This window comes from Nocardia sp. FBN12, assembly GCF_050320175.1.
Classification (GTDB): Bacteria; Actinomycetota; Actinomycetes; order Mycobacteriales; family Mycobacteriaceae; genus Nocardia.
In genome coordinates this window covers 4,451,296-4,474,979 of the sequence record NZ_CP190048.1, presented here as the reverse complement: position 1 = coordinate 4,474,979, position 23,684 = coordinate 4,451,296, and the positions used below count along the sequence as shown (strand labels likewise).

Annotated in this window: 18 protein-coding genes; 7 read left to right on the top strand and 11 right to left on the bottom strand. The window is 67.6% G+C overall.

Going from position 1 to position 23,684, the window contains the following annotated elements:
- Positions 1-150: 150 nt before the first annotated feature.
- Positions 151-3,036 (bottom strand): PQQ-binding-like beta-propeller repeat protein, encoded by a 2,886-nt coding sequence (locus ACQHI0_RS21190; protein WP_427903584.1) that lies wholly within the window; start codon positions 3,034-3,036, stop codon positions 151-153.
- Between the two features lie 358 nt (positions 3,037-3,394).
- Between ACQHI0_RS21190 and ACQHI0_RS21185 the strand changes: the two genes are divergently transcribed.
- The gene (locus tag ACQHI0_RS21185; protein ID WP_427903583.1) at positions 3,395-4,417 is read left to right on the top strand and encodes a fatty acid desaturase family protein; all 1,023 of its coding nucleotides are present in this window, start codon (positions 3,395-3,397) and stop codon (positions 4,415-4,417) included.
- 3 nt (positions 4,418-4,420) lie between these two features.
- Here the strand turns inward: ACQHI0_RS21185 and ACQHI0_RS21180 are convergent, their stop codons facing one another.
- Positions 4,421-4,939 carry a winged helix-turn-helix transcriptional regulator gene (locus ACQHI0_RS21180; protein ID WP_427903582.1) on the bottom strand — a complete coding sequence of 173 codons (519 nt, stop codon included), beginning with the start codon at positions 4,937-4,939 and terminating at the stop codon, positions 4,421-4,423.
- Between the two features lie 60 nt (positions 4,940-4,999).
- Here ACQHI0_RS21180 and ACQHI0_RS21175 point away from each other — a divergent pair, with 60 nt between their 5' ends.
- Together ACQHI0_RS21175 and ACQHI0_RS21170 are read left to right on the top strand one after the other, a co-directional pair.
- Entirely contained in the window at positions 5,000-5,644 is a 645-nt protein-coding gene (locus ACQHI0_RS21175; RefSeq protein ID WP_427903581.1) for a dihydrofolate reductase family protein, read from the top strand.
- A 37-nt stretch (positions 5,645-5,681) separates the two neighbouring features.
- Positions 5,682-6,377: a class I SAM-dependent methyltransferase gene (locus ACQHI0_RS21170; protein WP_427903580.1), complete on the top strand. Its 696-nt coding sequence runs from the start codon at positions 5,682-5,684 to the stop codon at positions 6,375-6,377.
- A 214-nt stretch (positions 6,378-6,591) separates the two neighbouring features.
- Here ACQHI0_RS21170 and ACQHI0_RS21165 read toward each other — a convergent pair whose 3' ends face one another.
- Genes ACQHI0_RS21165 through ACQHI0_RS21150 form a run of 4 tightly spaced genes read right to left on the bottom strand, consistent with a single transcriptional unit; the run spans position 6,592 to position 12,235 of the window.
- Positions 6,592-9,105, bottom strand: coding sequence for a polynucleotide kinase-phosphatase (locus ACQHI0_RS21165; protein ID WP_427903579.1), 2,514 nt, complete (start codon positions 9,103-9,105; stop codon positions 6,592-6,594).
- Complete coding sequence (locus ACQHI0_RS21160) at positions 9,106-10,503, bottom strand: 3' terminal RNA ribose 2'-O-methyltransferase Hen1 (RefSeq protein WP_427903578.1); 1,398 nt, start codon at positions 10,501-10,503, stop codon at positions 9,106-9,108. It abuts the gene before it with no gap.
- Between the two features lie 47 nt (positions 10,504-10,550).
- Positions 10,551-11,888, bottom strand: a complete 1,338-nt coding sequence (locus ACQHI0_RS21155; RefSeq protein ID WP_427903577.1) for a permease prefix domain 1-containing protein — start codon at positions 11,886-11,888, stop codon at positions 10,551-10,553.
- On the bottom strand, positions 11,879-12,235 hold the full coding sequence (locus ACQHI0_RS21150; protein ID WP_427903576.1) for a PadR family transcriptional regulator: 357 nt from the start codon (positions 12,233-12,235) through the stop codon (positions 11,879-11,881). The genes ACQHI0_RS21155 and ACQHI0_RS21150 overlap by 10 nt, the downstream gene beginning before the upstream one ends.
- Positions 12,236-12,410: 175 nt before the next feature.
- Between ACQHI0_RS21150 and ACQHI0_RS21145 the strand changes: the two genes are divergently transcribed.
- The gene (locus tag ACQHI0_RS21145) at positions 12,411-13,112 is read left to right on the top strand and encodes an LppP/LprE family lipoprotein (RefSeq protein WP_427903575.1); all 702 of its coding nucleotides are present in this window, start codon (positions 12,411-12,413) and stop codon (positions 13,110-13,112) included.
- Between the two features lie 85 nt (positions 13,113-13,197).
- Here the strand turns inward: ACQHI0_RS21145 and ACQHI0_RS21140 are convergent, their stop codons facing one another.
- On the bottom strand, positions 13,198-14,298 hold the full coding sequence (locus tag ACQHI0_RS21140; protein ID WP_427909244.1) for a metallophosphoesterase: 1,101 nt from the start codon (positions 14,296-14,298) through the stop codon (positions 13,198-13,200).
- A gap of 288 nt (positions 14,299-14,586) precedes the next feature.
- On the opposite strand from ACQHI0_RS21140, the gene ACQHI0_RS21135 reads away from it, so the two are divergent.
- Positions 14,587-15,708, top strand: a complete 1,122-nt coding sequence (locus tag ACQHI0_RS21135; protein ID WP_427903574.1) for an alpha/beta hydrolase — start codon at positions 14,587-14,589, stop codon at positions 15,706-15,708.
- 63 nt (positions 15,709-15,771) lie between these two features.
- Here ACQHI0_RS21135 and ACQHI0_RS21130 read toward each other — a convergent pair whose 3' ends face one another.
- The 3 genes from ACQHI0_RS21130 to ACQHI0_RS21120 form a co-directional block, all read right to left on the bottom strand.
- Positions 15,772-19,578, bottom strand: a complete 3,807-nt coding sequence (locus ACQHI0_RS21130) for an arabinosyltransferase domain-containing protein (protein WP_427903573.1) — start codon at positions 19,576-19,578, stop codon at positions 15,772-15,774.
- Positions 19,579-19,617: 39 nt separating this feature from the next.
- Complete coding sequence (locus tag ACQHI0_RS21125; protein WP_427909243.1) at positions 19,618-20,511, bottom strand: serine hydrolase; 894 nt, start codon at positions 20,509-20,511, stop codon at positions 19,618-19,620.
- A 101-nt stretch (positions 20,512-20,612) separates the two neighbouring features.
- Positions 20,613-21,488 carry a LysR family transcriptional regulator gene (locus ACQHI0_RS21120; RefSeq protein ID WP_427903572.1) on the bottom strand — a complete coding sequence of 292 codons (876 nt, stop codon included), beginning with the start codon at positions 21,486-21,488 and terminating at the stop codon, positions 20,613-20,615.
- 168 nt (positions 21,489-21,656) lie between these two features.
- Here ACQHI0_RS21120 and bla point away from each other — a divergent pair, with 168 nt between their 5' ends.
- Entirely contained in the window at positions 21,657-22,574 is a 918-nt protein-coding gene (gene bla, locus ACQHI0_RS21115; protein WP_427903571.1) for a class A beta-lactamase, read from the top strand.
- Positions 22,575-22,577: 3 nt separating this feature from the next.
- Here bla and ACQHI0_RS21110 read toward each other — a convergent pair whose 3' ends face one another.
- Positions 22,578-23,186, bottom strand: coding sequence for a TetR/AcrR family transcriptional regulator (locus ACQHI0_RS21110; protein WP_427903570.1), 609 nt, complete (start codon positions 23,184-23,186; stop codon positions 22,578-22,580).
- Positions 23,187-23,222: 36 nt separating this feature from the next.
- Between ACQHI0_RS21110 and ACQHI0_RS21105 the strand changes: the two genes are divergently transcribed.
- The gene (locus ACQHI0_RS21105; protein ID WP_427903569.1) at positions 23,223-23,630 is read left to right on the top strand and encodes a RidA family protein; all 408 of its coding nucleotides are present in this window, start codon (positions 23,223-23,225) and stop codon (positions 23,628-23,630) included.
- Positions 23,631-23,684 lie beyond the last annotated feature (54 nt).

Below are 23,684 nucleotides of genomic sequence, written 5' to 3'. Positions count from 1 at the left end.
GCGGTTCAGCCAACACCCCGACACCTGATCGTCCGCCGTGAAGCGCATCGAGGAGATCGAAGAATATCGCCTGAACAGGTCGAACAAGCGCTGCCGAGCGGTGCACCGTGGTGCGTCATGCCGAACTGGCTGAAGTGGGGTGATGTCGTGTCATACCCGGATCGCGTACACGCCGAACCCGCCGTACACATATGCCCTCTTGTCGGCGATCGCGATCGAACTGCATGCCGCGGCGGGGTCGCGTTGCCATTGGCCTTCGTCTACAGCAGTACCGATCTTGCATTCCCATCGGAGTGTGCCGGTGGCCGCGTCGAATGCGTGGACTCGAGATTCCCACACTGCGAATACGGTTCCGTCGGCCGCGAAAGGCGCCCCCATATGCCCCGCGCCACTGACTTTCGACCATCGCTTCCTGCCGGTCCTGCGGTCGAGCGATTCCAGCGGTGTGCTCGGCGCCGTGCCGCCACCATATTCTTCCGGTGTGCCGCCGAGGACGACCGCATCCCCGTCTGGGACGGCGTATCGACCGCGGTCGGCGCGGAATTCGCCGCGTGTGCCCAGAGCCCACAGCGGTTCGCCGGAGGCAAGATCGAAGACCTGGATCTGGGGCTGCCGCAACTTGGAGACCACCACGGTGTCGGCGGCGATGGCGGGCCGGTCGACAGGGTCGTAGGCACTCACCTCACCCACGGTGGCCCGCCACCGGATCGCGCCACTGACGGAATCCAGGACGAAAAGCGAATCGCCCTGGACGGCTGCGACAACACCGTTGCCCGCGGTGAAGTACATCCGGCCGGGGCCTCCGGTGTCAGCCGGGGTCGTCCAGCGTGGGGTACCGCTCTCGGCATCGAGTGCCACAATGTTGAAGCCAGAACTCGGACCCGTTCCGGCATAGACGTAGGGCGGGTCGTTTGTTGCGGACAGGTCGTTGCCACTGAGGGCTCCGGTCGCCCATCGCCGCGCTCCGGTGGTCGCGTCGAACCCGATCAACGAGCGCTCGCCGTTGACGACCACGGTGTCGTTCGAGATGACCAGGACCCGCGAATGGTCGGCGAGCTTGCTGCCGATCTCGACACTCCACCGCACTGCGCCGGTTGCCGCGTCAAGCGCGTGCAGCCGGTCGTCCTGACCGCAGAGGAAGACGCGTCCGTTGGCGACGACAGGTGGCGATCCGTCGCTGTCGGTGTTGGGACGGATCTTGGCTTGCCAAAGGATTTGGCCGGGGAGTGGTTCGGGCTCGGCCTTCGGCGTTTCCTCGTCGCGCGTCACCAGCGCTACCGCGGCACAGCCACCGCCGACGAGGGCGCCGGTGCCGAGCAAGCCCGCGCCGAGCCCGATCAGCCCCTTGGTGAGCATGGTTCTGCGGCCCAGCGACGTGGGCCCCGAACTCGGGCTGGGCGAGTTCGGTAGGTTACCCACAACCTCGGTGGTCGGTACTGCGGGCGGTTCGAACGACGGGGCCGGTGCCCGCCCGCCCAGCGATGTGGCTTCGAGCTGTCGGAGTATCTGTGTAGTCGTGAGCCGGGCACCGGGATGTGCCGCGAGGCAGCCCGCGATGACGAAGCGGAGTCTGGTGTCGGGTATGCCGGTGAGGTCCAGTGGCTGGGTGGCCACGCGATGCAGGAGCGTCGCGGCGTTGGCGTCGCCGAAGGGAGGACGCCCCATCAGTGCGTAGGAAAGCACAGCGCCCATGGCGAACACATCGGCGGCGGGTCCGCCCGGTTCCCCGGTGAGCTGTTCCGGCGACGTGAACGCCGACGGTGCGAAATGGGGCCTGGGAAGACCGAAATCGATTACCCGAGAGCCGGTTTCGGTGATGATCACCGACTGCGGGGTGATGGCGCCGTGCGCCAGACCCGCGCCGTGGATGGCGGTCAAGGCGTGCGCGATACCGATACCGATTTTCTCGACGGCCGGTAGTGGCAGCGGCCCGTGTTCGGTCACCAGCTCGCGCAGCGAAGGGCCGGTGACGTATTCGGTTGCTATCCACGGCTGCGGAGCTTGCGGGTCCGCGTCCAGGACCGTCGGTGTGAAGTCGCTGTGCACGGCTCGCGCGGCCGCGAAAACCTGTGCAAGCTCGCTTCGGTCGCTGATATCGGTTCCGCGGTCCGAGTGCACGGTCTGGACGACAACATTGTCTGCGCCAGGGGCACAACCCAAATAGGTATCGCCGCGTGCGTCCGAACCGAGCAGGCCGATCAGCACGTACGGACCGATCGTCGACGGAGCGGAAGCCCGCAACGGCAGCGTTCGCGGGCCGGACTGCCTGGCCGGTCCGACCAGGGATGCGTCAACCGCGGCACCGGTCGGCAGCGAAGTCGGCGGCTGTGGTCTTTCCGTATCCGGTTGCTGAGCCGCCCGAGCTTGCTGCCGGCGTTGCACCTGGATGATCACTGCGCCCAGGCAGAACGCCGCGACCGCGACCACACCTGCCCGGATCAATTCCACTGCTATCAGCCCGAATCCGCCCACCGGGGCGTGCCCATAGATGACGTAATCACCGGCTCGTTCCGTCCGCACCGCCGGGAGGCCCAAAATCAACGCGACGAACCCGAGCACCCACCCGAGCAGCAGAAACAACCACCACGCGGTTACCCATCCGCTGGCGCGACGGCCGCGCAGGTCCAGCGCGTCCGGCGGTGTGTGCGGGTCACTCGCGCGCCACACGTCGGACATGATCGTGTGCGGGAACCACACATTGACCACCGGGCAGAACCAGCCGCCGATCACCCATGCCATGGAACGCCGATGGCGTGCGGCGCACAGTGCTTCGGCATTGCGGCGCGCCCGCCACAACCACGTGATGACGGTCACTCCTGCACCGAGTTGCAGGATGGCCGAGATGATTCCGGCCCAGGTGTATGACTGCCACTCCGTGCGTGTCCCTGTCGGCTGTCTCCAGCTTCGTTCGAAGTCCGCCAGCAGTATCCAGTCGGCGATCGCACTGACGAACATCATGATCACAACCGCGGCGGCCAGGGCGATCGCCCATACCCCCAGCATCCCGATCGGACGTATCTGCTTATCGTCACGCACGATTGCCTGGTCCCACCCCATCGCCATGTTCCGATCCCTTCAGCCCAGCGTGCCACGCCGGGCCGGTGACAATATCGGATTACGTTGCCGCAGCGTCGTATCGAGTCAACCACGCCCTCGCCCATGCAACCAGATCGAGGAGACACATGGGCACCCTTGCAACGCCTCGTCGAGCAATTGGCCGGACCAGAGGGCATTCCGCGCGAAAGGATGCGCACGCAGCTGGCGAACTTCGCCACCAAGGTTCTGGCCTCCGACTCGCAACAGGGATAGTCGAGGACCGGGATGTCGGGTGTCGGAGTGGGGTGATCTGCAACCCGTTCACCCGGCCGTAGTGTGCGTACGCCATGCTTGTGCCGTGGTTATCGCGTCTGATGTCGTTCCCGTGCGTGGCAGTGAGTACTCGGTCCTGTTGCGTCGTATCCGGGCGGCGGACCTGCTCGACCGGCAGGTGGGGTATTACGGGTGGAAGAGCGCGCTGACCGCGGGGGCCTTCGTTGCTGGTTGGGCGGCGTTTTTCGCCCTCGGTGACTCGTGGTGGACGCTGCTGGTCGCGGTGTTCCTGGCCGCGGTGTTCTCACAGATCGCGTTCCTCGGACACGATGCGGGGCACAAGCAGATCTTCGCCGGTCGCAAGGCCAACTATCTGTACGGCTTGATCGCGGGCAACCTCATGATCGGGCTGAGCATCGGCTGGTGGACCAGCAACCACAACCGCCACCACGCCCATCCCAATACCGAGGGCATGGACCCGGACGCGATGGGGGTGCTCGCGTTCTCCGGCGAGCGCGCGAAGGCCGGAAAGGGCTGGCGCCGATTCATTTTCCGCTACCAGGCGTGGCTGTTCTTCCCGCTGCTGCTGCTGGAGGGCGGTAGCCTGCACTGGAAGAGCATCGTCGCGGTGTTCCGCTGGCCGATTCCGAACCGCATCTGGGAGGGCGCGCTGCTCGCCGCCCACTTCATCGGCATCCTGTCCGCGGCGTTCCTGGTGCTGTCGCCGGGTAAAGCGTTGGTGTTCATCGCGATTCAGCAGGGCCTGTTCGGTCTGTACATGGGCTCCACCTTCGCTCCGAACCACAAGGGCATGGAAGTTCTGCCCGACGGCGACAACACCGACTTCCTGCGCCGCCAGGTGCTCACCTCCCGCAATGTGCGCGGCAGTTTTCTCGTCGACACCGCGATGGGCGGGCTGAACTACCAGATCGAGCACCACCTGTTCCCGTCCATGCCGCGCGCCAACCTGCGTCACGCGCAGCCGATGGTCGCCCAGTTCTGCGCCGAGATCGATGTTCCCTATTGCGAGACCGGTTTGTTCGAGTCCTACCGTCAGGCGATGGCCAGTTTGAACGAAGTCGGCCGCCAGGTGCAGACCACCTCGTAGGGCCTACTCGCCGACCGCCTCGAGATAGGCGGCGGTGAGTTCCGCGAGCACCCCATCGGCGGGAAGTGGCGCGCCGCGCAGATGGGTGGCTCGCAGTTCATCCATGAATCGATCCCACATCGGCGGCCCGCCCGCGGCCAGTAACTCAGCGCGCACGGTCAGCTCCGGCGACGTGTGCAACCATCGCGCGCCCCACGCACCCAGCGCGGCCAGCACCGGAACGAGCTGAATCGCGGCCTCGGTGAGGTGATATTCGACTTTCTGACGATGGCTCGGGTCGTCGTCGCGGGTGAGCAGGCCGGCGGCGACGAGTTTGGTGAGTCTCGCGGCCAGGATGTTGGACGCGATGCCCTCGATGGATCCGGTGAGCAGCTCCCGGAAGTGCGTGTGACCGCCGAACATGATGTCGCGCAGGATGATCAGGCTCCAGCGGTCACCGAGCAGCTCCACCGTCAGATTGATCGGGCAACCCGACTTGCCCGGCGGCACGGGCAACTTTTCCAGAGCAACTGGTTGCGACATAGGATCAGTTTAGGATACGTTCGTCACTGCTTGCACATTGCAATCAGAAAGGGCACCTCGATGGCTCAGATGGTCCGCGTTCAGAACTTCAGCATTTCCAGCGACGGTTACGGTGCGGGGGAGGGGCAGAGTCTCGACCGCCCGTTCGGTCACGCCAATCCGGGTGACCTCGTTTCCTGGGCGGGTGCCACCGCGCACTGGCCCAACCGCACCGATCCCGGGGGCAGTTACGGCCTCGATGACTACATCACCCGCGACTGGGCCGTCAACATCGGCGCGGAAATCATGGGCCGCAACAAGTTCGGCCCACAGCGCGGCCCGTGGGAGAACTACGACTGGCAGGGATGGTGGGGCGACAACCCGCCGTTCCACACCCCGGTCTTCGTCCTCACCCACCATGAGCGCCCGTCGTTCACCTTGGCCGACACCACTTTCCACTTCATCGACGCCACCCCGAAGGACGCACTCGCCCAAGCCTTCGAGGCTGCCGACGGCAAGGATGTCCGAATCGGTGGCGGCGTCGCGACGGTCCGCGAGTTCCTCGCCGCCGACCTCATCGACGCGATGCACATCGCCGTCGCGCCGGTGGAAATCGGTGCGGGCGAACGATTCTGGGATAGCCCCGACGAATACACCGACCGCTTCCACCTCGAGCAGATCCCCAGCCCCAGCGGAGTGGTACACCACTTCTTCTGGCGTCGATAAGCAATCGCGTGACCTGCGCAGCGGCGATAATAGTGTGGTGCCAACAGATCGCGTGCTGCTCGACAACCCGACGCTGGAACAGTCCTCGGTAGTCGCGAACAACGCGATGAACCGTGGCCGAGGACTGTCCGGTGTGAACAGTTACACCCGAGAACTCGGATTCGATCCGTACGAGTTACTCGCGCAACGCCTTCGCACCGATCCGACGGCCGACATCACCTGGATCGATGTCTGCTGCGGTTCGGGCCGGGCGCTGCTCGAGGCCGAAGCACGATTCGAGCAGGAATTCCCGGACGCCGACCTCACCATCATCGGCATAGACCTCGTCGACTTCTTCCTCGGCAGTCCACGCACCCCCCGCCTGCGCCTACTCGCCACCTCGGCGACAGCATGGTCTCCACCCCGCAAAGCTGACCTCGTCACCTGCGTGCACGGACTGCACTACATCGGCGACAAACTCGCTCTCATCGAGGCGATGACGAGCTGGCTCGCGCCGAAGGCCCGATTCGCCGCCGACTTCGACCCCGCCGAAATCCGTCGCTCCAACGGCTTCCCGGCAACCAGCACCATCGTCGATACACTCCGAGCGGCCGGCTTGACCTACGACGTCCGCCGGCGCCAGGTCCACGGCCACGGCCGACCCGACTTCGCGGCCATCTACCTCGGTGCAGACACCACCGCGGGCCCTGGCTACACCGGCCAACCCTCGGTTGTCTCCTACTACGACTGGTGAATTCGCATCGAAATCCAGTGTCGCTCAACCCCGGTACGCACAGCGACGAGATGCCTGCGGCCCAGCGGGAAGATCCGCAGACCGCACAGGACCGAGCTGATCGGGTAGGCCTGCTCGGTCCACGGCGCGCCTGCCTTAATTCAGCGAAGCGCGACCTCTGCTCCGCCCGAGAACACGGAGTCGTGTGGGAACGGCGGCTCTGTGGCTTGGGTAGTCAGAGGCGAGGGTCGGTCGGGACGGATTCCATCGCCAGGATGGCGAAAACCAGCTCGTGGATCCGCCACAGCGGCTCGCCGGCCGCGACGGCGTCCAGGGCGGCCAGGCCGAGGGTGTGTTCGCGCAGGGCCAGGGTGCGTTTGCGGCTGAGGGTGCGGTCGCGGAGGCGGGTGAGGTGTTCCGGGGTGGTGTAGTCGGGGCCGTAGATGATGCGCAGGTATTCGCGGCCTCGGCATTTGATGCCTGGTTGGGCGAGTTTGCCCTTGGCACGGTGGGTGAGGCCGGCGTAGGGCTTGATGACCATGCCTTCGCCGCCTGCCGCGGTCAGCTCGAGCCACCAGGTGGTGGCTTCGGCTTCGGTGGCGGGGTCGGCGAGGTCGACGATGCGGCGGCCGGTGGGGCGGAAGGTTACCGGGTCGGCGGCTACCAGGCGGTCGCTGATGTCGAGGTGCCAGCTGTGGTCGCGGTCGGTGTAGGTGGCGCCTTCGGAGGCCAGGAGGGCGAAGGGGGCGATCTGGACGCCGTCGAGACCTGTTGTCGGCCAGCAGTATTGACGGTAGGCAGTGGTGAAGTCGGCCGCGTTCCCGGAGCGGGTGGCGGTGCGGTCGCGCAGTTCGCCGAGGTCGAGTCCACGGGCCAGTCCGGCGTCGAGTGCTGCGACAGCGGACGGAAGGGCGGACCGCGCGGCGGCGCCGGCGGCCGCGTATTGGGTGCGGATCAGGCCGACGGCCTTGGCCGACCAGGGGAGCAGCTCGCAGTCCAGGAGCAGCCAGTCCGAATCGAGTTCGTCGAAAAGTGGTGCGGCTGCGGCACGTACGCGATCCAGGAGGGTCTCGGTCAGGGTCGCATCGTTGAAGAACGAACGGCCGGTGCGGGTGTAGATGGCACCGGAACAGCCCACGCCGAACCGAGCCTCGGCCTGATCACGGCACACGAGCACCACGGCCCGCGACCCCATGTGCTTCTCCTCGCACACCACCTTGTCCACACCCGCCGCGCGATAGTCGGCGAACGCCTCCGTGGGGTATTCGAGATAGCCCTCGACCGTTGACGTCGACGGCGGCGACATGGTCGGCGGCAACCACAGCAGCAGCCGAGGATCGATCGCGAACCGGCTCATCACTTCCAGCGCGGCAGCTGAGTTCTCGGCATCGACGATCACCGTGCCGTAGTCGGTGCGCAGGTGCCTGCGCCCGGTGACATCGGCGAGGTCGAGAGTCTCGTTGTCGCGGGCGGATTCGGCATCGGCGAGCGGTTTGATCGGCTCGTAGTACACCTCGGCGGCCGCGACCGCGACGAAGGTCTTCTCCGGATACCGCATCGCCGTCAATTCGCCACCGAACACCGCGCCGGTGTCGAGGCAGACGGTGTTGTTGATCCACTCCACCTTCGGCGTCGGCACGTGCCCGTAGACGACCGTGGCCGCACCGCGGTAGTCTCGTGCCCAGGGATAGCGCACCGGCAAGCCGTATTCGTCTGTCTCTCCAGTGGATTCGCCGTAGAGGCAGAAGTCGCGAACGCGCCCGGATGCGCGACCGTGGTACGCCTCCTTCAGTCCGGCGTGCGCGACCACCAGCCGCCCACCGTCCAATCGCAGGTGGCTCACCAGATCATGGATCCACTGCGCCGCCGCGGCGACGAATTCCGGTGTCTCGCCTTCCAATTGCTCGAGCGTCTCGGCCAGCCCGTGCGACACCGTGACGTTCTTGCCCCGCAATTTCTTGAGCAGTTTCTGCTCGTGATTACCCGGCACGCACAGCGCGTTACCGCTCGCGGTCATCCCCATCACCAACCGCAGCACACCCGGCGAATCCGGCCCACGGTCGACGAGGTCGCCGACGAACACCGCCTGACGCCCCTCCGGATGGGTGGCATCCACCGGACGGCCTGCCTCGTCGCGAACCAGCGACCAGCCGAGTTCGCCCAGCAGCGTTTCCAATTCGGCTCGGCAGCCGTGCACATCGCCGATGATGTCGAACGGCCCGGTGAGTTCGCGCCGGTCGTTCCAGGCCTTCTCGTAGGTGATGGTCACCTCGGAGGGATCGCTGACGACGTGCACCTTGCGGAAACCCTCTCGACCCAGTTCCCGCAGTGATCGCCGCAGGTCCTGGCTCTGCCGCCGAAGGACATTGCGTCCGAACGAGCGATCGGCGCGGCCCTGAGTGCGTTCCCACGCAACAGCTTCGGGTGTATCGATCACGATCGCGACCGGCAGCACGTCGAAAGACCTTGCCAGTGCGACTAATTCGGCGCGCGCGTGCTTCTGCACATTGGTGGCGTCGATGACGACCCGTCGTCCGGCGCGCAGCCGGATCCCGGCGACGTGACCGAGTGCGTCGAAGGCGTCCTTCGTGGCGGACTGGTCGTTCTCGTCGTCGGCCACCAAGCCGCGGAAGAAGTCCGAGGACAGTACTTCGGTGGGCTTGAAGTGCTCGCGGGCGAAGGTGGATTTGCCGGAGCCGGAGATACCGATCAGGGCGATGAGCGACAGTTCGGGGAGGTCGATGTTCATTTACGCGGCCTTCCGGAAAAGCGCGAGCTGGGTGGGGGATCCGGTCTGCGGGTCGTGGTCGCCGACCGGGCGGATGGTGACGGTGTAGCCGAACGTCTCGGCCACACGGGTGGACCAGGCGGCGAATTCCGCACGGGTCCACTCGAATCGGTGATCGTCGTGGCGGTGTCCGTCGAGGGTTTCGTAGTGCACGTTGTATTCCACGTTCGGCGTCGTCACGATCACCGCGCCGGGTGCGGCATGGCCGAAGACCGCGCGTTCGAGTGCGGGCAACCGGGACTCGTCGACGTGTTCGATCACCTCCATGAGCACCGCCGCGTCGAAGCCTCGCAGCCGGTTGTCGTGGTAGGTCAGCGCGGATTGGATCAGCGTGATCCTGGCTCGCTGCCGGTCCGACATCCGATCGAACTTCAAGCGGCGCTCCGCCATCGAGAGTGCGGCGCTCGAGACATCGGCGCCGACGATCTCGGTGAACCGGGCCTCGCCTTGCAGCATGAGAAGCAAAGCGCCTGGGCCACAGCCGAGATCGAGCACCCGCGATGCGCCGGTCTCGATGAGTGCGGCGAGCACCGCTTCCTTGCGGAGCTTCACCAGCGGCGTGCGGCGCTCGGCGGCTTCGACGCGTTCGACTGCGTCTCCGGGGATTTCGGCATCCTCGACCACCTCGTCCACCGACCGCAGCCGTTCCAGCGCGGACAGCGTGAGTGTCCGTCGCCCGGCCAGATATCGTCGCGCGATCAGCTCACGGTCAGGATGTGTGCCGAGCCAGCCCTCGCCCGCCCGCAACAGCTTGTCGACCTCGTCGGCGTCCACCCAATAGTGCTTGGCGTCATCGAGCACCGGCAGCAGCACGTAGAGGTGGTTGAGCGCCTCGGCCAGCCGCAGTGTCCCGGTCAGCCGCAGGTGGGTGTAGGGGGAGGAACCCCAGTCCGGAAATTCGGGATCGAGCGGTTCCGACGTCGTCGATACCGTCCAGCCCAGCGGCGCGAACAGCCTTTCGACGATCTGCGTCCCACCTCGGCACGGCACGGCGGGCACGTCGATCTCCAATGGAATCGGCGTCTGCGCCAACTCCGCTCGATCCCGGCTCGTCCCGTTCAGCGCCGACCGGAAGACCTTGCCCATCGCCACCGACAGCAGGCTCGACGCCACATACGGCCGGTCGTTCACGTAGCGGCCGAGCGCGGATCCGTTGTGCCCCTTGCTCGGCCGTGCCAGCTCCACCGGGTCGACTTCCAGCAGCAACGCGACGGTGCAGCGGTCGGCGTCGGCCTGGGGGTAGAAGACGTGTGCCGTGCCGCCGGTGGTCGTGAACGACTGCACGCGGTCGGGATGTTTGACCAGGAGGTATCCGAGGTCTGTCGCCGGCGTGTGAGTCGTGGAGATCGTCAAGAGCACTTGCTGATCCTGTCACGCCCCGCCAGCGATTTTCGCCTTGTGCCGATTCAGATGAAGTCGAACAACGGTGGGATGGCGACGATCACGGCCGCTGCCCAGACGCCGTAGACGGGGAGGTAGTCGGTCTGCCAGCGTTCGAGCGCGGCGAAGGTCTTGGTGCCGCGCACGAATCCGACACCGAGGTAGCCCGACCACACCAGGTTCACCAGCAGGACCACATTCAGGCCGAGCGCGACCACCTTGTTCGGTGTGGAGCCGAATTCGGCGATGCGGTTGAGCATGGCGGCCAGCATGATCACGTCGACGGCCAGCGCGGTGACCACCAGGAGCACTTGCAGGCGGTCGAAGAAGCCGGGTGGGGTCAGCGGGTCGCGGGCCGAGATGGTGTACAGGATCAGGCCGAGAACCAGGACGAGGACCAGGTCCATCAGAATCAGCATTTCGCGGTCGATCGTCGTCAGGCTGCGGGTGGACGCGAGTCCGGCGAGCAGCGCGAGCAGCATCACGATCGTGAGCGGAGTGAAGACCCGGGTCAGCACCGGCGCGATGTTCTCCACGACGTTCTGCTTCGCCTCGACCAGCCAGGCGGCGACGATGACGGCCCCCGCGGCGCCGAAGGGCAGCACCCAGTACTCGATCACCGGCTCGATGTCGAGATCCAGCATCTCGAACGCCCCGACTGTCAGTCCGATCAGCACGCCGCCGCCGAGGGCCAGCAACGTCAGATAGACGAACCATTCCCCGGTGAACCGGATGAAGTCCATCCGCCGCCGTCCGGATCGCCAGTCGCCGCCGGTGTAGGCGAGGCCGACCACCAGCCACAGCAGAATCGGCGCGTGGATCGCGGCGATGATCTCGGTGGCGCCTTCGAGCTCGAACGGATACAGATTCAGAACCAGCGCGGTGAGCGCGAACGGTACGGCCAGAATCGCGGCCACCCGCCCGGAAACCTGCCGTTTCCACGCGAAATAGCCTGCGAGGAAGGGGAATACGAGCAGGCTGATATTGCGGCCGGGGGCGGAACCGTCCAGCCAGGTGAAGCCCGCTTTCACCGCGAGCCCGGCCATGACGGCGAGTGCGAGCACCACCATCAGCTCACGATTGCCCGGGCCGGTCTCGGACTCCTCCGGTACCAGAACCAGTTGCTTCCAGAGTCTTTCGGAGTGCTCGCGCGCGAATTCGCGTGAGATCGCGTCCATGCTGCCCATGCGTTTGACCGCGACGAGAAACGCCTCGTCGCCGGACAGTCCCGCTGCCTCCAGTGTCGAGATCCGCTCGCGCAGATGGTCTTCCATCTCGTCCACATCGGCAACCGAGATCGCACGATGACGCTGGACGTAGCCGCGCCACTGGTCGATGAGAACCTGCAACTCCATCACGCCCATCCCTTCGCCACCGGCTGGGTGGTGCTGCGCCAGACCTGGTCCAGTGCCTCGGCGACCACGCTCCACTGGGCTTGTCGTTCGGCGAGGGCGGCCCGGCCCGAATCGGTGATGAGGTAGTGCTTGCGGCGGCGCCCGCCCTCGGACACCCGCCAGGTCGAGGACACGTGCCCCAGTCGCTCCAAGCGGTGCAGCAGGGGATACAGCATCCCGTCGGTCCACTGCATCCGTCCGTGCGAGAGCTTGCCGACCTGCTCGAGGATGGCATAGCCGTACGACTCACCTTCGGCCAGAATCCCCAGCACCAGCGGTGTCGCCGAGGCCGCCACCAGGTCTTTGTCTATGCGCATCGCACTCCTATACCTAGAACATCTAGGGTATAACCTAGCAGATCTAGGTATCAGGGTGTGGATGTCGCCACCTAGGGTTAGGAATTCGTTCAACCGCCTAACGGCCGTCCTCGGGGCCCCGATGAAGTCAGCACATACGCGCTACCGCGCGTAGGGGACACGGAATCGAGGAACCATGAAGAACGCAGTTCGAATGAGCGCGCTGATCGCCGTCGCCGCGGGGCTGGTCGCAGGCTGCACCGGTGAGAATGGTTCGGGGACAACCACGTCGACCTCGCAGGCGACGGCCGCCTCGTCGACGACCCGCGCACCCGCGCCGGGCACCCAGGCTCCGGGAGCGAGCGCGCCGCAGGAGACGGCGCCACCTCAGCCCGGTGCCACCATCGCGCCGGAGCCCGAAACACCGCCGGTCACACAGGCTCCCACGGTTGTCCCGGTTCCGGACACGACCGCTCCCGGCAACGACATCAGTGGGCCGGATCGCTGCGTCGACACCTCCTCCACCGGCGTGCAGAACGCCCTCGCGAGCCTCACCGGAAGCTGGGTCGCGGGGCAGGCATCCGCCGATCAGCCGGGCAACTGCGGTGAGCTGCTGTGGGTGCGCGCCATCGGCGGCAACTCGGCGGGCGCACCGATTCACGTGCTGTTCTTCCATAACGGAAAATACTTGGGCACAGGTACTTCCGAGCCCTACGCCTTCACCACCGTCGTCGGCTCCAGCAGCACCGCCGTCACCGTCGAATACCGATGGCTGGCCGGCGACGAACCCTTCGCCGCACCCCAGGGCGGACCCGCGACGATCACCTACTCGTGGACCGGATCCACTGTCGTGATGAGCGGCCCGCTCCCGTCGCAAGTCACCCAGCCTCAGCGCTGATCTCGGCGCCGAGAACTGCCGCGCCGCCCAATATGATTGGGCGGCAGGGTCGTTGTGGGCAGCCCGTCGCTCGCAGAGGCGCGGGTCAGCGCTCGGGGTGCAGCACCAGCACCGTGATCTCACTGGGTGCGAACACCCGTAGCTGCGGACCCCAGAAACCGGTGCCGCGGCTGGTGTAGAGCTGGGTGTTGTTCGCGTGGCGGCTCAGGCCCGCGACGACCGGCTGGTCGAGCCGGACGAGGTAGTGGAACGGCCAGATCTGCCCGCCGTGGGTGTGACCGGAGATCTGCAACGCGACGCCCGCCGCGGCGCTGTCGGCGATCTGCTTCGGCTGATGGGCCAGCAGGACCACCGGCAGCGCGGGGTCGGCGCCCGCGAGCGCGGCGGGCAGATCGGGGCCGTGACCGGGCAGTCCGACGCCGGTCGGGTCGTCGATGCCGGCGATGACGAGCCGGTCGCCGTCGCGGGTGAGGACGCTGTGCTGGTTGTGCAGCGGCTGCCAGCCGAGCGAGGCCATGTAGTCGATCCAGCCCTGGGCGTCACCGAAGTACTCGTGGTTGCCGGTGATGTAGAAGCGGCCGAGTGGCGCGTCGATCTTGCCGAGCGGATCGACCTGCGTCTGACGTTTCGCGACCGAACCGTCGGCGAGATCACCAGCGTGACAAGCGATATCGGGCCGCTGCGCGTTCACCACCTCGACCACCCGCTCCGACCATCGGCGACGGTTCAGCGCCGCGTAGTGGGTATCGGTGACGACCACGACACGCAACCCGTCCAGACCCTCGGCCAGCCCGCGGATCGCGACATCGACGGTGCGCACCCGCGGCACCCGACGCGCTTCGTACACACCCCACCCGACCAGGATCGCCGACGTGACCAGCACCCCGGCCGCCACGAGCCGTGCACTGTCGACCCCGGCGACCGCCAGCGCACCCCGTGCGAACAGCCCGATCACCGACCAGGAGAACACCACCCACGCGACGCCGAGCAGGGTGTCGCCGACGATCACCGCCGGGTCGGACTGCGCGGGCCCGTGCCCACGGAACATCGTCACCGGCAGGCACACGAGGGCGGCCGCGCAGATCGCTGTTCCGATCCAGAACAGCGGTCCGTCTCCGCCGGTCGGCGCCCAGACCAACGTCCACCACGGCACTCCGAAGAGCAGGGCGAGGACCAGCGACAACATCATCAGGCGTACGGCGATCTTCACGGCAGTCCCGTTCTGGGCAGGGCGGCCGGGCGTGGCCACGAATCGACCTCCCAGCCTAGCGTCCGTGTCGGGTCGGCCGCCGCCGAGAATCCGCAGTTCCGGGTAGGCGCGCGAAGCGTGCTGCCCCACTTCATCATTCGATCTATCCCCGGGCTCGAGGGCGCGCTATGCTGCCCGGCAGGGCCCCGCGCGCAGGTTCAGACCGCCGCGGGTCGAGTGGGGAGGCGGCGTAGCCGCACAAAAGGGAAGGTCAGAACACCGATCATGCGTGGCGTAAATGTGCTCTTTCGGCGGGTCGTGGCGGGCGCGGTGGTGGCGGTGCTGCCGTTCGGCGCGTCGGTCGCGCCCGCGGCCGCCGATGCCGACCCGTCCGCGATCGACTTCCGGGTTGACACGTCGATGGGCGAGATCAACACGAGAATCATCCGCGCGGCCGACGGCAATACCGATCGGGTGGTCTACCTGCTCGACGGCGAACGCGCCGAGGACGACCTCAACGGCTGGGAGAAGCACACCGATATCCCGGCGAAGATGGCGAAATTCAATATCAACGTGGTGATGCCGGTCGGCGGGCAGTCCAGTTTCTACGCCGACTGGGAGCAGCCGAGCAGCTTCAACGGCATCAACCTCGACGGGTCGATGCTGCCCAGCGCCGACTCCGGTTCCGCGATCGGCGGCTGGGAGGACACCCAGGGCAAGACCACCAAGTACATGTGGGAAACCTTCATCACCAAGACCCTGCCGGACGCCATGAAGTCCCGGCTCGGCTTCAGTTCCACCCGCAACGGTGTGGTCGGCCTGTCCAGCGGTGGTAGCGCGGCGATGTTGATGGCGGCCTACTACCCGGAGCAGTTCACCTACGCCGGGTCGCTGTCGGGCTACCTGCACATGTCGATGCCAGGCATGCGTGAGGCGCTCGGCGGGGCGATGATCGCCAGCGGTGGGTACAACATCGAGGCGATGGCGCCCGCGGGCAGCGAGAAGTGGAAGCGGATGGATCCTTACGGGTTCGCCGAGTTGCTGATCGCGAACAACACCCGGCTCTATGTCTCGGCGGGCAGCGCCAAGCCCGCCGACCAGGATCTGTCCTCGATCGACGCGATCACCCAGGGCATGCCGCTGGAAGCGATCGCCCTGGCCAATACTCGCTCGTTCGAAAAGCGGGTCACGGCACTGGGTTACGAGAACGTCAGCTACGACTTCCCCGACATCGGCATCCACAACTGGGGCACGTGGGAGCAGGTCGCCATCCGCTTGATGCCGGACATGGCGCGCAATATCGGCAAGCCGCTGCCCGCGGGTGCGACGCCGCCCGCCGGTGGTGGACCGCCCGCCGGTGGACCTCCTGCCGAAGGTGCGCCCGCCGGTGGTGAGCCGCCGAAGTAGTCTCCGCCGCAACCGAAACCGCCGCTACCTGGACAGGTAGCGGCGGTTCGTGTTTTCGGGACGTCAGTTGGTCTTGATCGGGGAGTCGGTGGTGCTGCCCCAGCGGGTTTCGGTGTGGACGGTGATGTCCGCCGGTGGCGCGGCGACGGTGCGGGTGAGGCGTTGGAGCTCGCCCCAGTCGCGGGTCCAGTCGTCGGCCAGGTAGGCGGGGATGGTGCGCGATTGCATGAGCATGCTGGTCCAGCCGAGGGGCCCGCCGCCGGTGTCGCCCTGCCAGGTTTCCGACACCTGGGCGTTGAGTTTGTCGGGCTGAATGCGCCAGATCGGCATCTCGGCGACGCCGTTGCGGTGATCGAACGGGCGCTGGCACGGGAAGGTCAGTCCCACATGCCAATCTGCCAGAATCGGGTCGGCGGCGCCGACGACGGTGTTGAGGCTCGACAGCTTCGGTAGGCGCGGTGGGGTGATCGCCAACCACTGCATGGGGTCGGGTTCCGAGGCGTCGGCGACGAGTCGAACCGCGGTGGTGCCCGCGGGGATTCGATCCAGCGCGATCGGGAGATTCCGCCAGCCCGGAGCGCCGCCGACTGTCGGTGGGATCACCTCACCCAGGGCCGCGATGGTTTCGCCGTCGCCGTGCCCGAACTCCAAGCGCAACCGTTGCCCCGGCATGCGCGAGCCATCGGGTGCGGTGGACTCGATGCGCCCGGCCACGGTCAGGATCAGCACCCGATATGCCGGGTTCTGCTGCACGGCAGCGAGATCCAGGCGATACCACTGTGTTGTCAGCTGTGTTCGCTGCGGCTCGCCACTCGAGTAGCTGCCGAGCACCGGCGTTCGTTCCGGGGCGAGTCCGAACGGCAATGCCACCGTGCTCCCGTTGACGCCCGTCACCGCGGGCCCGGATGCGCCCGGAGCTCCTGGCGGTCCCGCAGTGGGACCATTCGCCGGTGCGCCGTTCGCCCCGCTGCCCGGCGCTCCGTTCGCGCCACCGGGAGCGGCGCCACCACCAGGTGCCGCGCCGCCGCTCGGTCCGCTTCCGCTGGGACCAGGGCCGCCGGGTGCGCCCCCACCCGGTCCGCCACCACTCGGTCCAGGGCCCGAACCCGAAGGCGGGGCGGAGGATTGGCCGGGTCCGGGATCGGGGGCGAGGCTGTCGACGCCGTTCGGGGTGAAGCCGGTGTTCTCGGCGGCCAGCCCGTCGGCGACGGTGCCGCGGTACGGGGTGAGGAGTGAGTCCGCGGTATTCGTTTCGACGAGGACGTCATCGGCCATCGCACACTGGTCACCCGTCAACGCGCGGAGATTCGACAGCCCGACCGAGTAGGCGGGGTATTGCGAAATAGTCGCCGAGGCAAGCGATCCCACTTCGAACAGCACCATGGCAGCTGCGGTTACGGTCAGCGGCGCGACAGCCGGGAACCTGAGGTATGGACTGCTGCGGCACTGACCTGCGGAATCGCTGTCGGTTCCGTCACCGTCCGCGGCGCCAGGGGTGCCGCCGAGGTGGTCATCGGCATTGTCCCGCACGGCAGCGGCGATGGGCGCACGGTAGTACTGGAACAGCGCTGTGAGGAGGGTCGCGGCCGTAGCGGACAGGAAGAGGGTCGACAGCTCGATGCCGCCGAGGGTGGGCGCGCGGTCCGGCCAGGGGACGCCGTAGCCGGAGACGTACCACCAGCCGTTGGAGCCGGTGAAGCTCACGGCGAGCAGGAACAGCACCGCGGCGGCGAACAGGGTGCGGAGATAGTTCTGGCCGACGCGGAGCAGGGCCACCGCGGTGATCGCGGCGAGTGCGGCGGCCAGGCCCGCGTAGACGCCGAAGTGGTGGGTCCACTTGGTGGGGGTGAACATCATCAGCAGCAGAGCCATGCAGACAACGGCGAGGACTCGGGTCACCGGGCCACGGGCGGTCGCGGGAACGCGGCCGCGGCGCAGGGTCGCGACGATGCCGACGGCGAGGCACAGCAGCATGGCGAGGATGCCGAAGCGGCGGGCCAGGGAGCCGTCGGGGTTCACCGACAACAGCGAATCCCAGCGGGTGCGTTCCTCGAACCAGGACATGTCGGGGCCGACGAGCTGGCGGACGCGGGTGGCTTCGAGAACGGTCGCGAAGGTCTGGTCGGCGAAGACGACGACCAGCACCACGGTGCCCGCCGCGACGATCGGCGCAACGAGAGCGGTGTACCGGAGGAGAGTGGCTCCGCGCGCGGCTCCGCGCGGCTCCGGTGTGGCGCGGCTGATGATCGTGCGGAGCACCGGTCGCGAACCGGCCAACAGCGCTGCCACGCAGATCAATCCGGTGGGACCGGCCGCGAGGGAGAACGCGGCGATCAGTACCGCGACGGCGGCGGGCAGCAGCCGGCGGGTGGCGATCGCGCGTTCCATCGAACACCAGGTCAGCAGCGCGCCGAGCGCGATCAACGGTTCGGGGCGAAGGCCGTTGTTGTAGGGCAGCCAGATCGACAGGAAGATCAGCGCGGCCGTCCAGCGCGCCACCCGGCTCGAGGTGACACCGGAACCGAGGCGCGGCAACACTTCCCGGCTGAGCACCAGCCAGCACACGAACCCGGCGAGCAACGCGGGCAGCCGCATCCACAACCCGGTCTCGCTGACTCTGGTCATCTGCGCCAGCACCTCGTAGGGCCACCCGAACGGGGCCTCGGCGACCTGGAACCACCGGTAATAATTGGCGGTGTAGCCCGCTTCCTTCGACGCGCGCGCCATCGTGAGGATGTAGCCGTCGTCAGAACTGTTGGCGCCGATCACATGCCAGGTCACCAATGTGCCCGCGACCACCGCATCGAGACCGGTGAACCGCCACCAGCGCGCGGGCAGAACGCGTCGCGCCCGGCGTCCGTCGCGAGTATCGCCGCGGTGCAAGCAGATCAACGCCAGCAGCGCACTCGACACGGCCCCGATGATCGCCGCCAGTTTCCAGCCGCTCGGGCTCGACGAGAACCGCGCATCGATCTCGGCGTGCAGCCGGGCATCGCCCATCCGACCGCGATCCAGCTCGGTGAAGACCCCGACCACCTGCGGCCGCACATCGGCGTCCACGGTCGTCTTCATCGGCGACCCGTCGGCGCGAGTCATGCCCGTGAGCTCAGCGGTCGTGCTGGTCGCGGTGGAGACCACCGTCAACGCCCCGCATCGCGCGGCCGGCGCGTTCTCCGGCGCAGCGCCGCCGGGCGGCGGTGGGGTGGCCGAAGGTGGTGCACCGCTCGGCCCGTTCGGGGGAACGGCGCCGGATGGGGGAGCGGCGCCGGACGGGGGAGCGCTGCCGGACGGGGGAGCGCTGCCGGACGGGGGCGGGCCGCCGGGAGGTGTGGCCCCTGGCGGCTGGGCGCCGTTCGGCGGGGTGGGCGACGCGCTGTCAGGTGCGGCGCTGCCTGCGGTAGGCCGCGCGGGCTGGTTCGCTCCGGTAGGAGGCGGCGGGGTGTCTCGGCCCTCGGCGGCCGAGCCCTCCTTCGCGGGAACGTTTCCCGCGATATCCGCGATCGACGTGCTCAGCAGCAGTTTGTCACGCAACACCACCGACAGCGTCCGCCCAGCTCCCGGCCGGTCCTCGATCCGCGCGACCAATCCCTTCGAACCGGCTCGCGGCGCCTGGGCGGGCACCGTGGACAGCACGGTTGCGCCCGTCATATCCCGCAAAGCCGTGCACGGAATGCTCAGATCGAGCGATAACGGCACGTAGTCCACCAGTGGCGCGCTGAGCTGCATCGACTGAGGCTGCGGCCAATCCAGGCTCGCGCGCTGCTGGTGCACCGGCAACAGCGGGGTCGCCACCGCAAGCACTACACCCAGCGCCCCCGCCGCGATCCCGATTTTCTGCACTCGGCCGAAGCCGGAAGAATCTCCACCCACAAACGACGATGCTAGCCATGGCCGTAGGGGAGTTGTCGATCAGCGCGGGCGGCGCAGTTCGGTGACAGCGATCCGGGCCGCCTCGCCGATCGCGGCATCGACCACCGGCAGCACCGGATCGGCTCGGGCCGCACGGGTGAAAACCGCCACCGCCACGGGTGTTTCGCCGGGGAATTCGATCACGGCGACTTCGTTGCGGATCACCCCGATGGTGCCGGTCTTGCCCGCGACGAGCACGCCGCGATGCGGGAATCCGGCGGCGATGCGGTGCGGCCAGATCTGCTTGCTCATCACCGCGCGCGCGAATTCGCCGCTCGCCGTGGACAATATGTCGCCCGACCAGAGCTTCCACAGGAATCTGGTCATCTCCTCAGGGGTGGTGGCGCTGGCGTAAGAGGGGTCGTAGGCGGAGACGGTCCAGGCCTCGTCGTTGTCGGCCAGGGCCGCGAAAGCCTCTGCGGTGCTGTGGGTATCGGTGTCGCGGACCAGGCTGCGATGCTGGTCGGCGGTGCCGCCGACGATGCGGGTATCCGTCAGATCGAGTTCGTGCACGAGCTCGCTCACCGCGGCGAGGCCCACCTCACCGAGTAGCACGTCGGCGGCGGCGTTGTCGGACACCGTCATCATCGACGTGGCCAGATCGCGACGGCTCACGGTGACCGGATCACGCAGTGCCGCAATGCCGGTGGGACCCGGGGTGCAGTCGGTGGGGTCGATGGTGAGTGAGCCGACGGGGTCGATCAGGCCGCGATCGACCTGTCGGAGGAACGCTGCCAACAGCAGCAGTTTGTACACCGACGCGATCACCACCCGGTCGCGCCCACCGACGGAAACCTCGCCGGGGGAGCCGTCGCAGCGCCGGGCATGCAACCAGCCGACGCAGCCTGCGTCGGCGAACACGGCACGGATCCGGGCGATCGCCGATTCCGCGATGCCGGGCACGGTGTCGGCGCTGTTCGATCCGGGCCGCGCGTCGGTCGAGCCGAGCCATCCCGGATCGGGGGCACTGCCCGCTGTCGCCGCGTCGAACGCGCTCATCGCAGCCTCTCCCGATACAGCACCCGATCCAGCGCATCGGCATGCGTACCCGCGTCGGCGCGGCGAATCACCCTGACCCGCACGGCAATCGATTGCGGCGCCAAGGTCAGCCAGGCGACCCCCGGCGTCGAAGTCGGCGGGGTGGCGGTCACGCCGAAACTCGTACCCGCGGCGACGGCGGCCAGCACGGCGCGATCGTCGGGAGCCGCGAGCGGTGGCGCATCGAGGCCGCGCTCGCGTAACAGATCGGTGATGGCGTCGAAGGCAGGCGGGTTCGCGGCACGCGGTGGCTGGGCGAAGTTCAGGCCGGCGAGCATCGGGAAGGTCGGCCGCTCGGCGGTGGTGGTGCGGTGATCGGCGGGCACCACCAACCAGCGCGGCAACTTCACCACCGGTCCGGCCTCCACCCCGTCGACCAGCGCCGGATGTTCGATCACCGCCACATCGCACACACCCGCCCGTACTTCGGCGACGAGATCGACCGTCGTGCCCAGCGTTGTCGCCACGCTGCCACCCGCGGCGCGCAGGCCCGTGACGCACGCGGTGACCAGCCGATCGGGCAGCGCGCTCGTCGCCGCGAACCGCACGGTCCCGCTGAGCTGGGCGATCCGCTGTGATTCGGCGAGCAACCGGTCGGCGTCGTCGACGAGCAGCCGCGCGCGCGGCAGCAGGTGCCTGCCCGCGGTGGTGAGCAGCGCGCCCTGGTTGGTGCGATGGATCAGTTCGACGTCGAGATGCTGCTCGAGGCGGCGCAACCCCTGCGACAGCGGTGGTTGGGTCATGTCGAGCGCCGCTGCCGCCCGCCCGAAATGGCCCTCGTCCGCGACGGAGACGAAGAACCGGAGGTGGCGGATCAGATCCATATCCGCCATTGAACCAGCGCACTTGCCGCGACTCGGCCGATCTGCCGCGACGAGCTGCTCGGAATCGGCCATCCGCAGTGCCCTACCGCAGCTGAACTGCGGCGATATCGAGTGCGACTCGTCCAGGCCGCTGTCCGATATTGGCCGCGTAGCCGTCCGCGATGATGTGGTGCACCGGTGACTTCCTCGACACTGACGCCCCGCGTCCGGACCCGGATCGCCGCCGTCGCGCTGGCCATCTCGGCCGTGACCTTCACCGCCTGCTCGAGCAACGACGTCGAACAGACACCGAGTACTGCTACTGCCGCATCTGTCGCACCGTCCTTCGCCGATATGGAGACGAAATACGGTGCCCGACTAGGTCTCTCGGTCGTCGACACCGGCAGTGGTGCGACAGTGGCCTACCGGGAAGGGGAACGCTTCCCGATGGCGTCGACCTTCAAGGGCTTGGCGTGCGGCGCTCTCCTGCAGGCACATCCGCTGTCCACCGGCTATTTCGACCAGGTCATCCGCTACACCGCGGGCGACATCGTCGTGAACTCACCGGTGACGGAGAAACACATCGAGACCGGCATGACGGTCACCGCCCTCTGCGACGCGGCGATCACCATGTCCGACAACACCGCGGGCAACATGCTGCTCCGATTGCTCGGCGGCCCCGCAGGATTCACCGCCTTCCTGCGCACCCTCGGCGACACCGTCTCCCGCCTCGACCGCTGGGAACCCGAACTCAACACCGCCATCCCCGGCGACGAACGCGACACCACAACCGCCGCCGCCCTCGTCGCGAACTACCGCGCACTCGTCGTCGGCACCGCCCTCCCCGAACCCGAACGCACCCAGCTCGCCTCCTGGCTGAAGGCGAGCAAAACCGGTGCCAAGCGCATCAAGGCAGGCCTGCCGACGGACTGGATCGTCGGCGACAAAACAGGCAGCCCGGCCTACGGCTCCGCCCTCGACGTGGCCATCGCCTGGCCTCCTGGCCGCCAGCCCCTTGTCCTCGCTGTCCTGACCACCAAGCCGGACCAGAACGCGGAACCATCCAACGACCTCGTCGCCGAGGCGACGAGCACAGCGGTCGGCGAACTCCGGTAATCCTCAACCGATGCGCCACCCTGCGGTCACCGACCGCGTACAGCGCCGCTGATCGTCACCGACCCCGATGAACAGGGCTGTGAGCATCGGAATTCCGAAGTCGAGTGCCGCGGCGGGCAAGGGGCCGGTGGCGACGAGGCCGGCCAGTCCGTGGCCGATGGCCCAGCTCTGCGTCGCCAGGTCGAGTGGTTCGACATCGGCGCGGAACCGTCCAGCGGACTTGGCCGACTGCACGGCGGTGACCAGGCGTTCGAGCGTCGCATCCGCGGCCGCTGCGTCCTCGAGCGCGAAGCCGGCGTCGAACATCACCCGGTAGAGGTCGGGGTTGGTCAGTGCGTTGGACAGGTAGGCGCTGCCGAGTGCGGCCAGGTCGTGGACCGGGTCGTCGGTGGTCGGCACCTCGGTCAGGCGGGTGGCGAGGCGGGTGAACCCTTCCTGGCGAACCGCGCGCCACAGGCCGTCGATGCCGTCGAAGTAGGTGTAGACGGCCATGGTCGACACCTCGGTACCCGCCACGAGGCCACGCAGTGTGACCGGTTGCCGCTCGCGCAGCAGCAGTGCCGCGCGGTCGATCAGCATCGATCGCACCGCGAGATTCTTCGTCCTACCCATAGCGCAATATTACATAGCAGCGTTATGGTATTCGGTATGACTGTGGAACTGCTGAATCCGGACGGGCTGCCCAAGCCGGAGGTATACCGGCAACTCTCGATCGCGACGGGCTCTCGCCTGGTCTTCCTGGCCGGGCAGGTCGGCCGCGACGCCGACGGAAACCCGGTCGGCACAGACGATTTCGCCACCCAGGTCGAGCAGGCATACCTCAATGTCGGCACCGCGTTGGCCGCGGTCGGCGGTTCGTTCGACGATGTCGCGAAGCTGACGATCTATGTCGTCGACTGGAGCGCGGACAAGTACCCGCTGCTCGGTGCGGGTGTCGCCAGGGCCGCGGCGAAGCTCGGCGTCGATCCGGTCAAGCCGATCACCTTGATCGGGGTGGCCGCGCTCGGCGAACCGGATCTGCTCGTCGAGGTGGAGGCGACGGCCGTGCTCGACTAGCCTCTGAGTCACGTTGCCACGCCCGGTGGCGGGGGCTCGCGGAGCGGTCTGCGC

Coding starts and splice junctions, on each gene's coding strand:
- ACQHI0_RS21105 (WP_427903569.1), top strand. CDS start 23,223: ATGACTGTGGAACTGCTGAATCCGGACGGGCTGCCCAAGCCGGAGGTA.
- ACQHI0_RS21155 (WP_427903577.1), bottom strand. CDS start 11,888: ATGGGCGTGATGGAGTTGCAGGTTCTCATCGACCAGTGGCGCGGCTAC.
- ACQHI0_RS21110 (WP_427903570.1), bottom strand. CDS start 23,186: ATGGGTAGGACGAAGAATCTCGCGGTGCGATCGATGCTGATCGACCGC.
- ACQHI0_RS21120 (WP_427903572.1), bottom strand. CDS start 21,488: ATGGCGGATATGGATCTGATCCGCCACCTCCGGTTCTTCGTCTCCGTC.
- ACQHI0_RS21180 (WP_427903582.1), bottom strand. CDS start 4,939: ATGTCGCAACCAGTTGCTCTGGAAAAGTTGCCCGTGCCGCCGGGCAAG.
- ACQHI0_RS21175 (WP_427903581.1), top strand. CDS start 5,000: ATGGCTCAGATGGTCCGCGTTCAGAACTTCAGCATTTCCAGCGACGGT.
- ACQHI0_RS21165 (WP_427903579.1), bottom strand. CDS start 9,105: ATGAACATCGACCTCCCCGAACTGTCGCTCATCGCCCTGATCGGTATC.
- ACQHI0_RS21145 (WP_427903575.1), top strand. CDS start 12,411: ATGAAGAACGCAGTTCGAATGAGCGCGCTGATCGCCGTCGCCGCGGGG.
- ACQHI0_RS21140 (WP_427909244.1), bottom strand. CDS start 14,298: ATGTTGTCGCTGGTCCTCGCCCTGCTCTTCGGAGTGCCGTGGTGGACG.
- ACQHI0_RS21135 (WP_427903574.1), top strand. CDS start 14,587: ATGCGTGGCGTAAATGTGCTCTTTCGGCGGGTCGTGGCGGGCGCGGTG.
- ACQHI0_RS21150 (WP_427903576.1), bottom strand. CDS start 12,235: ATGCGCATAGACAAAGACCTGGTGGCGGCCTCGGCGACACCGCTGGTG.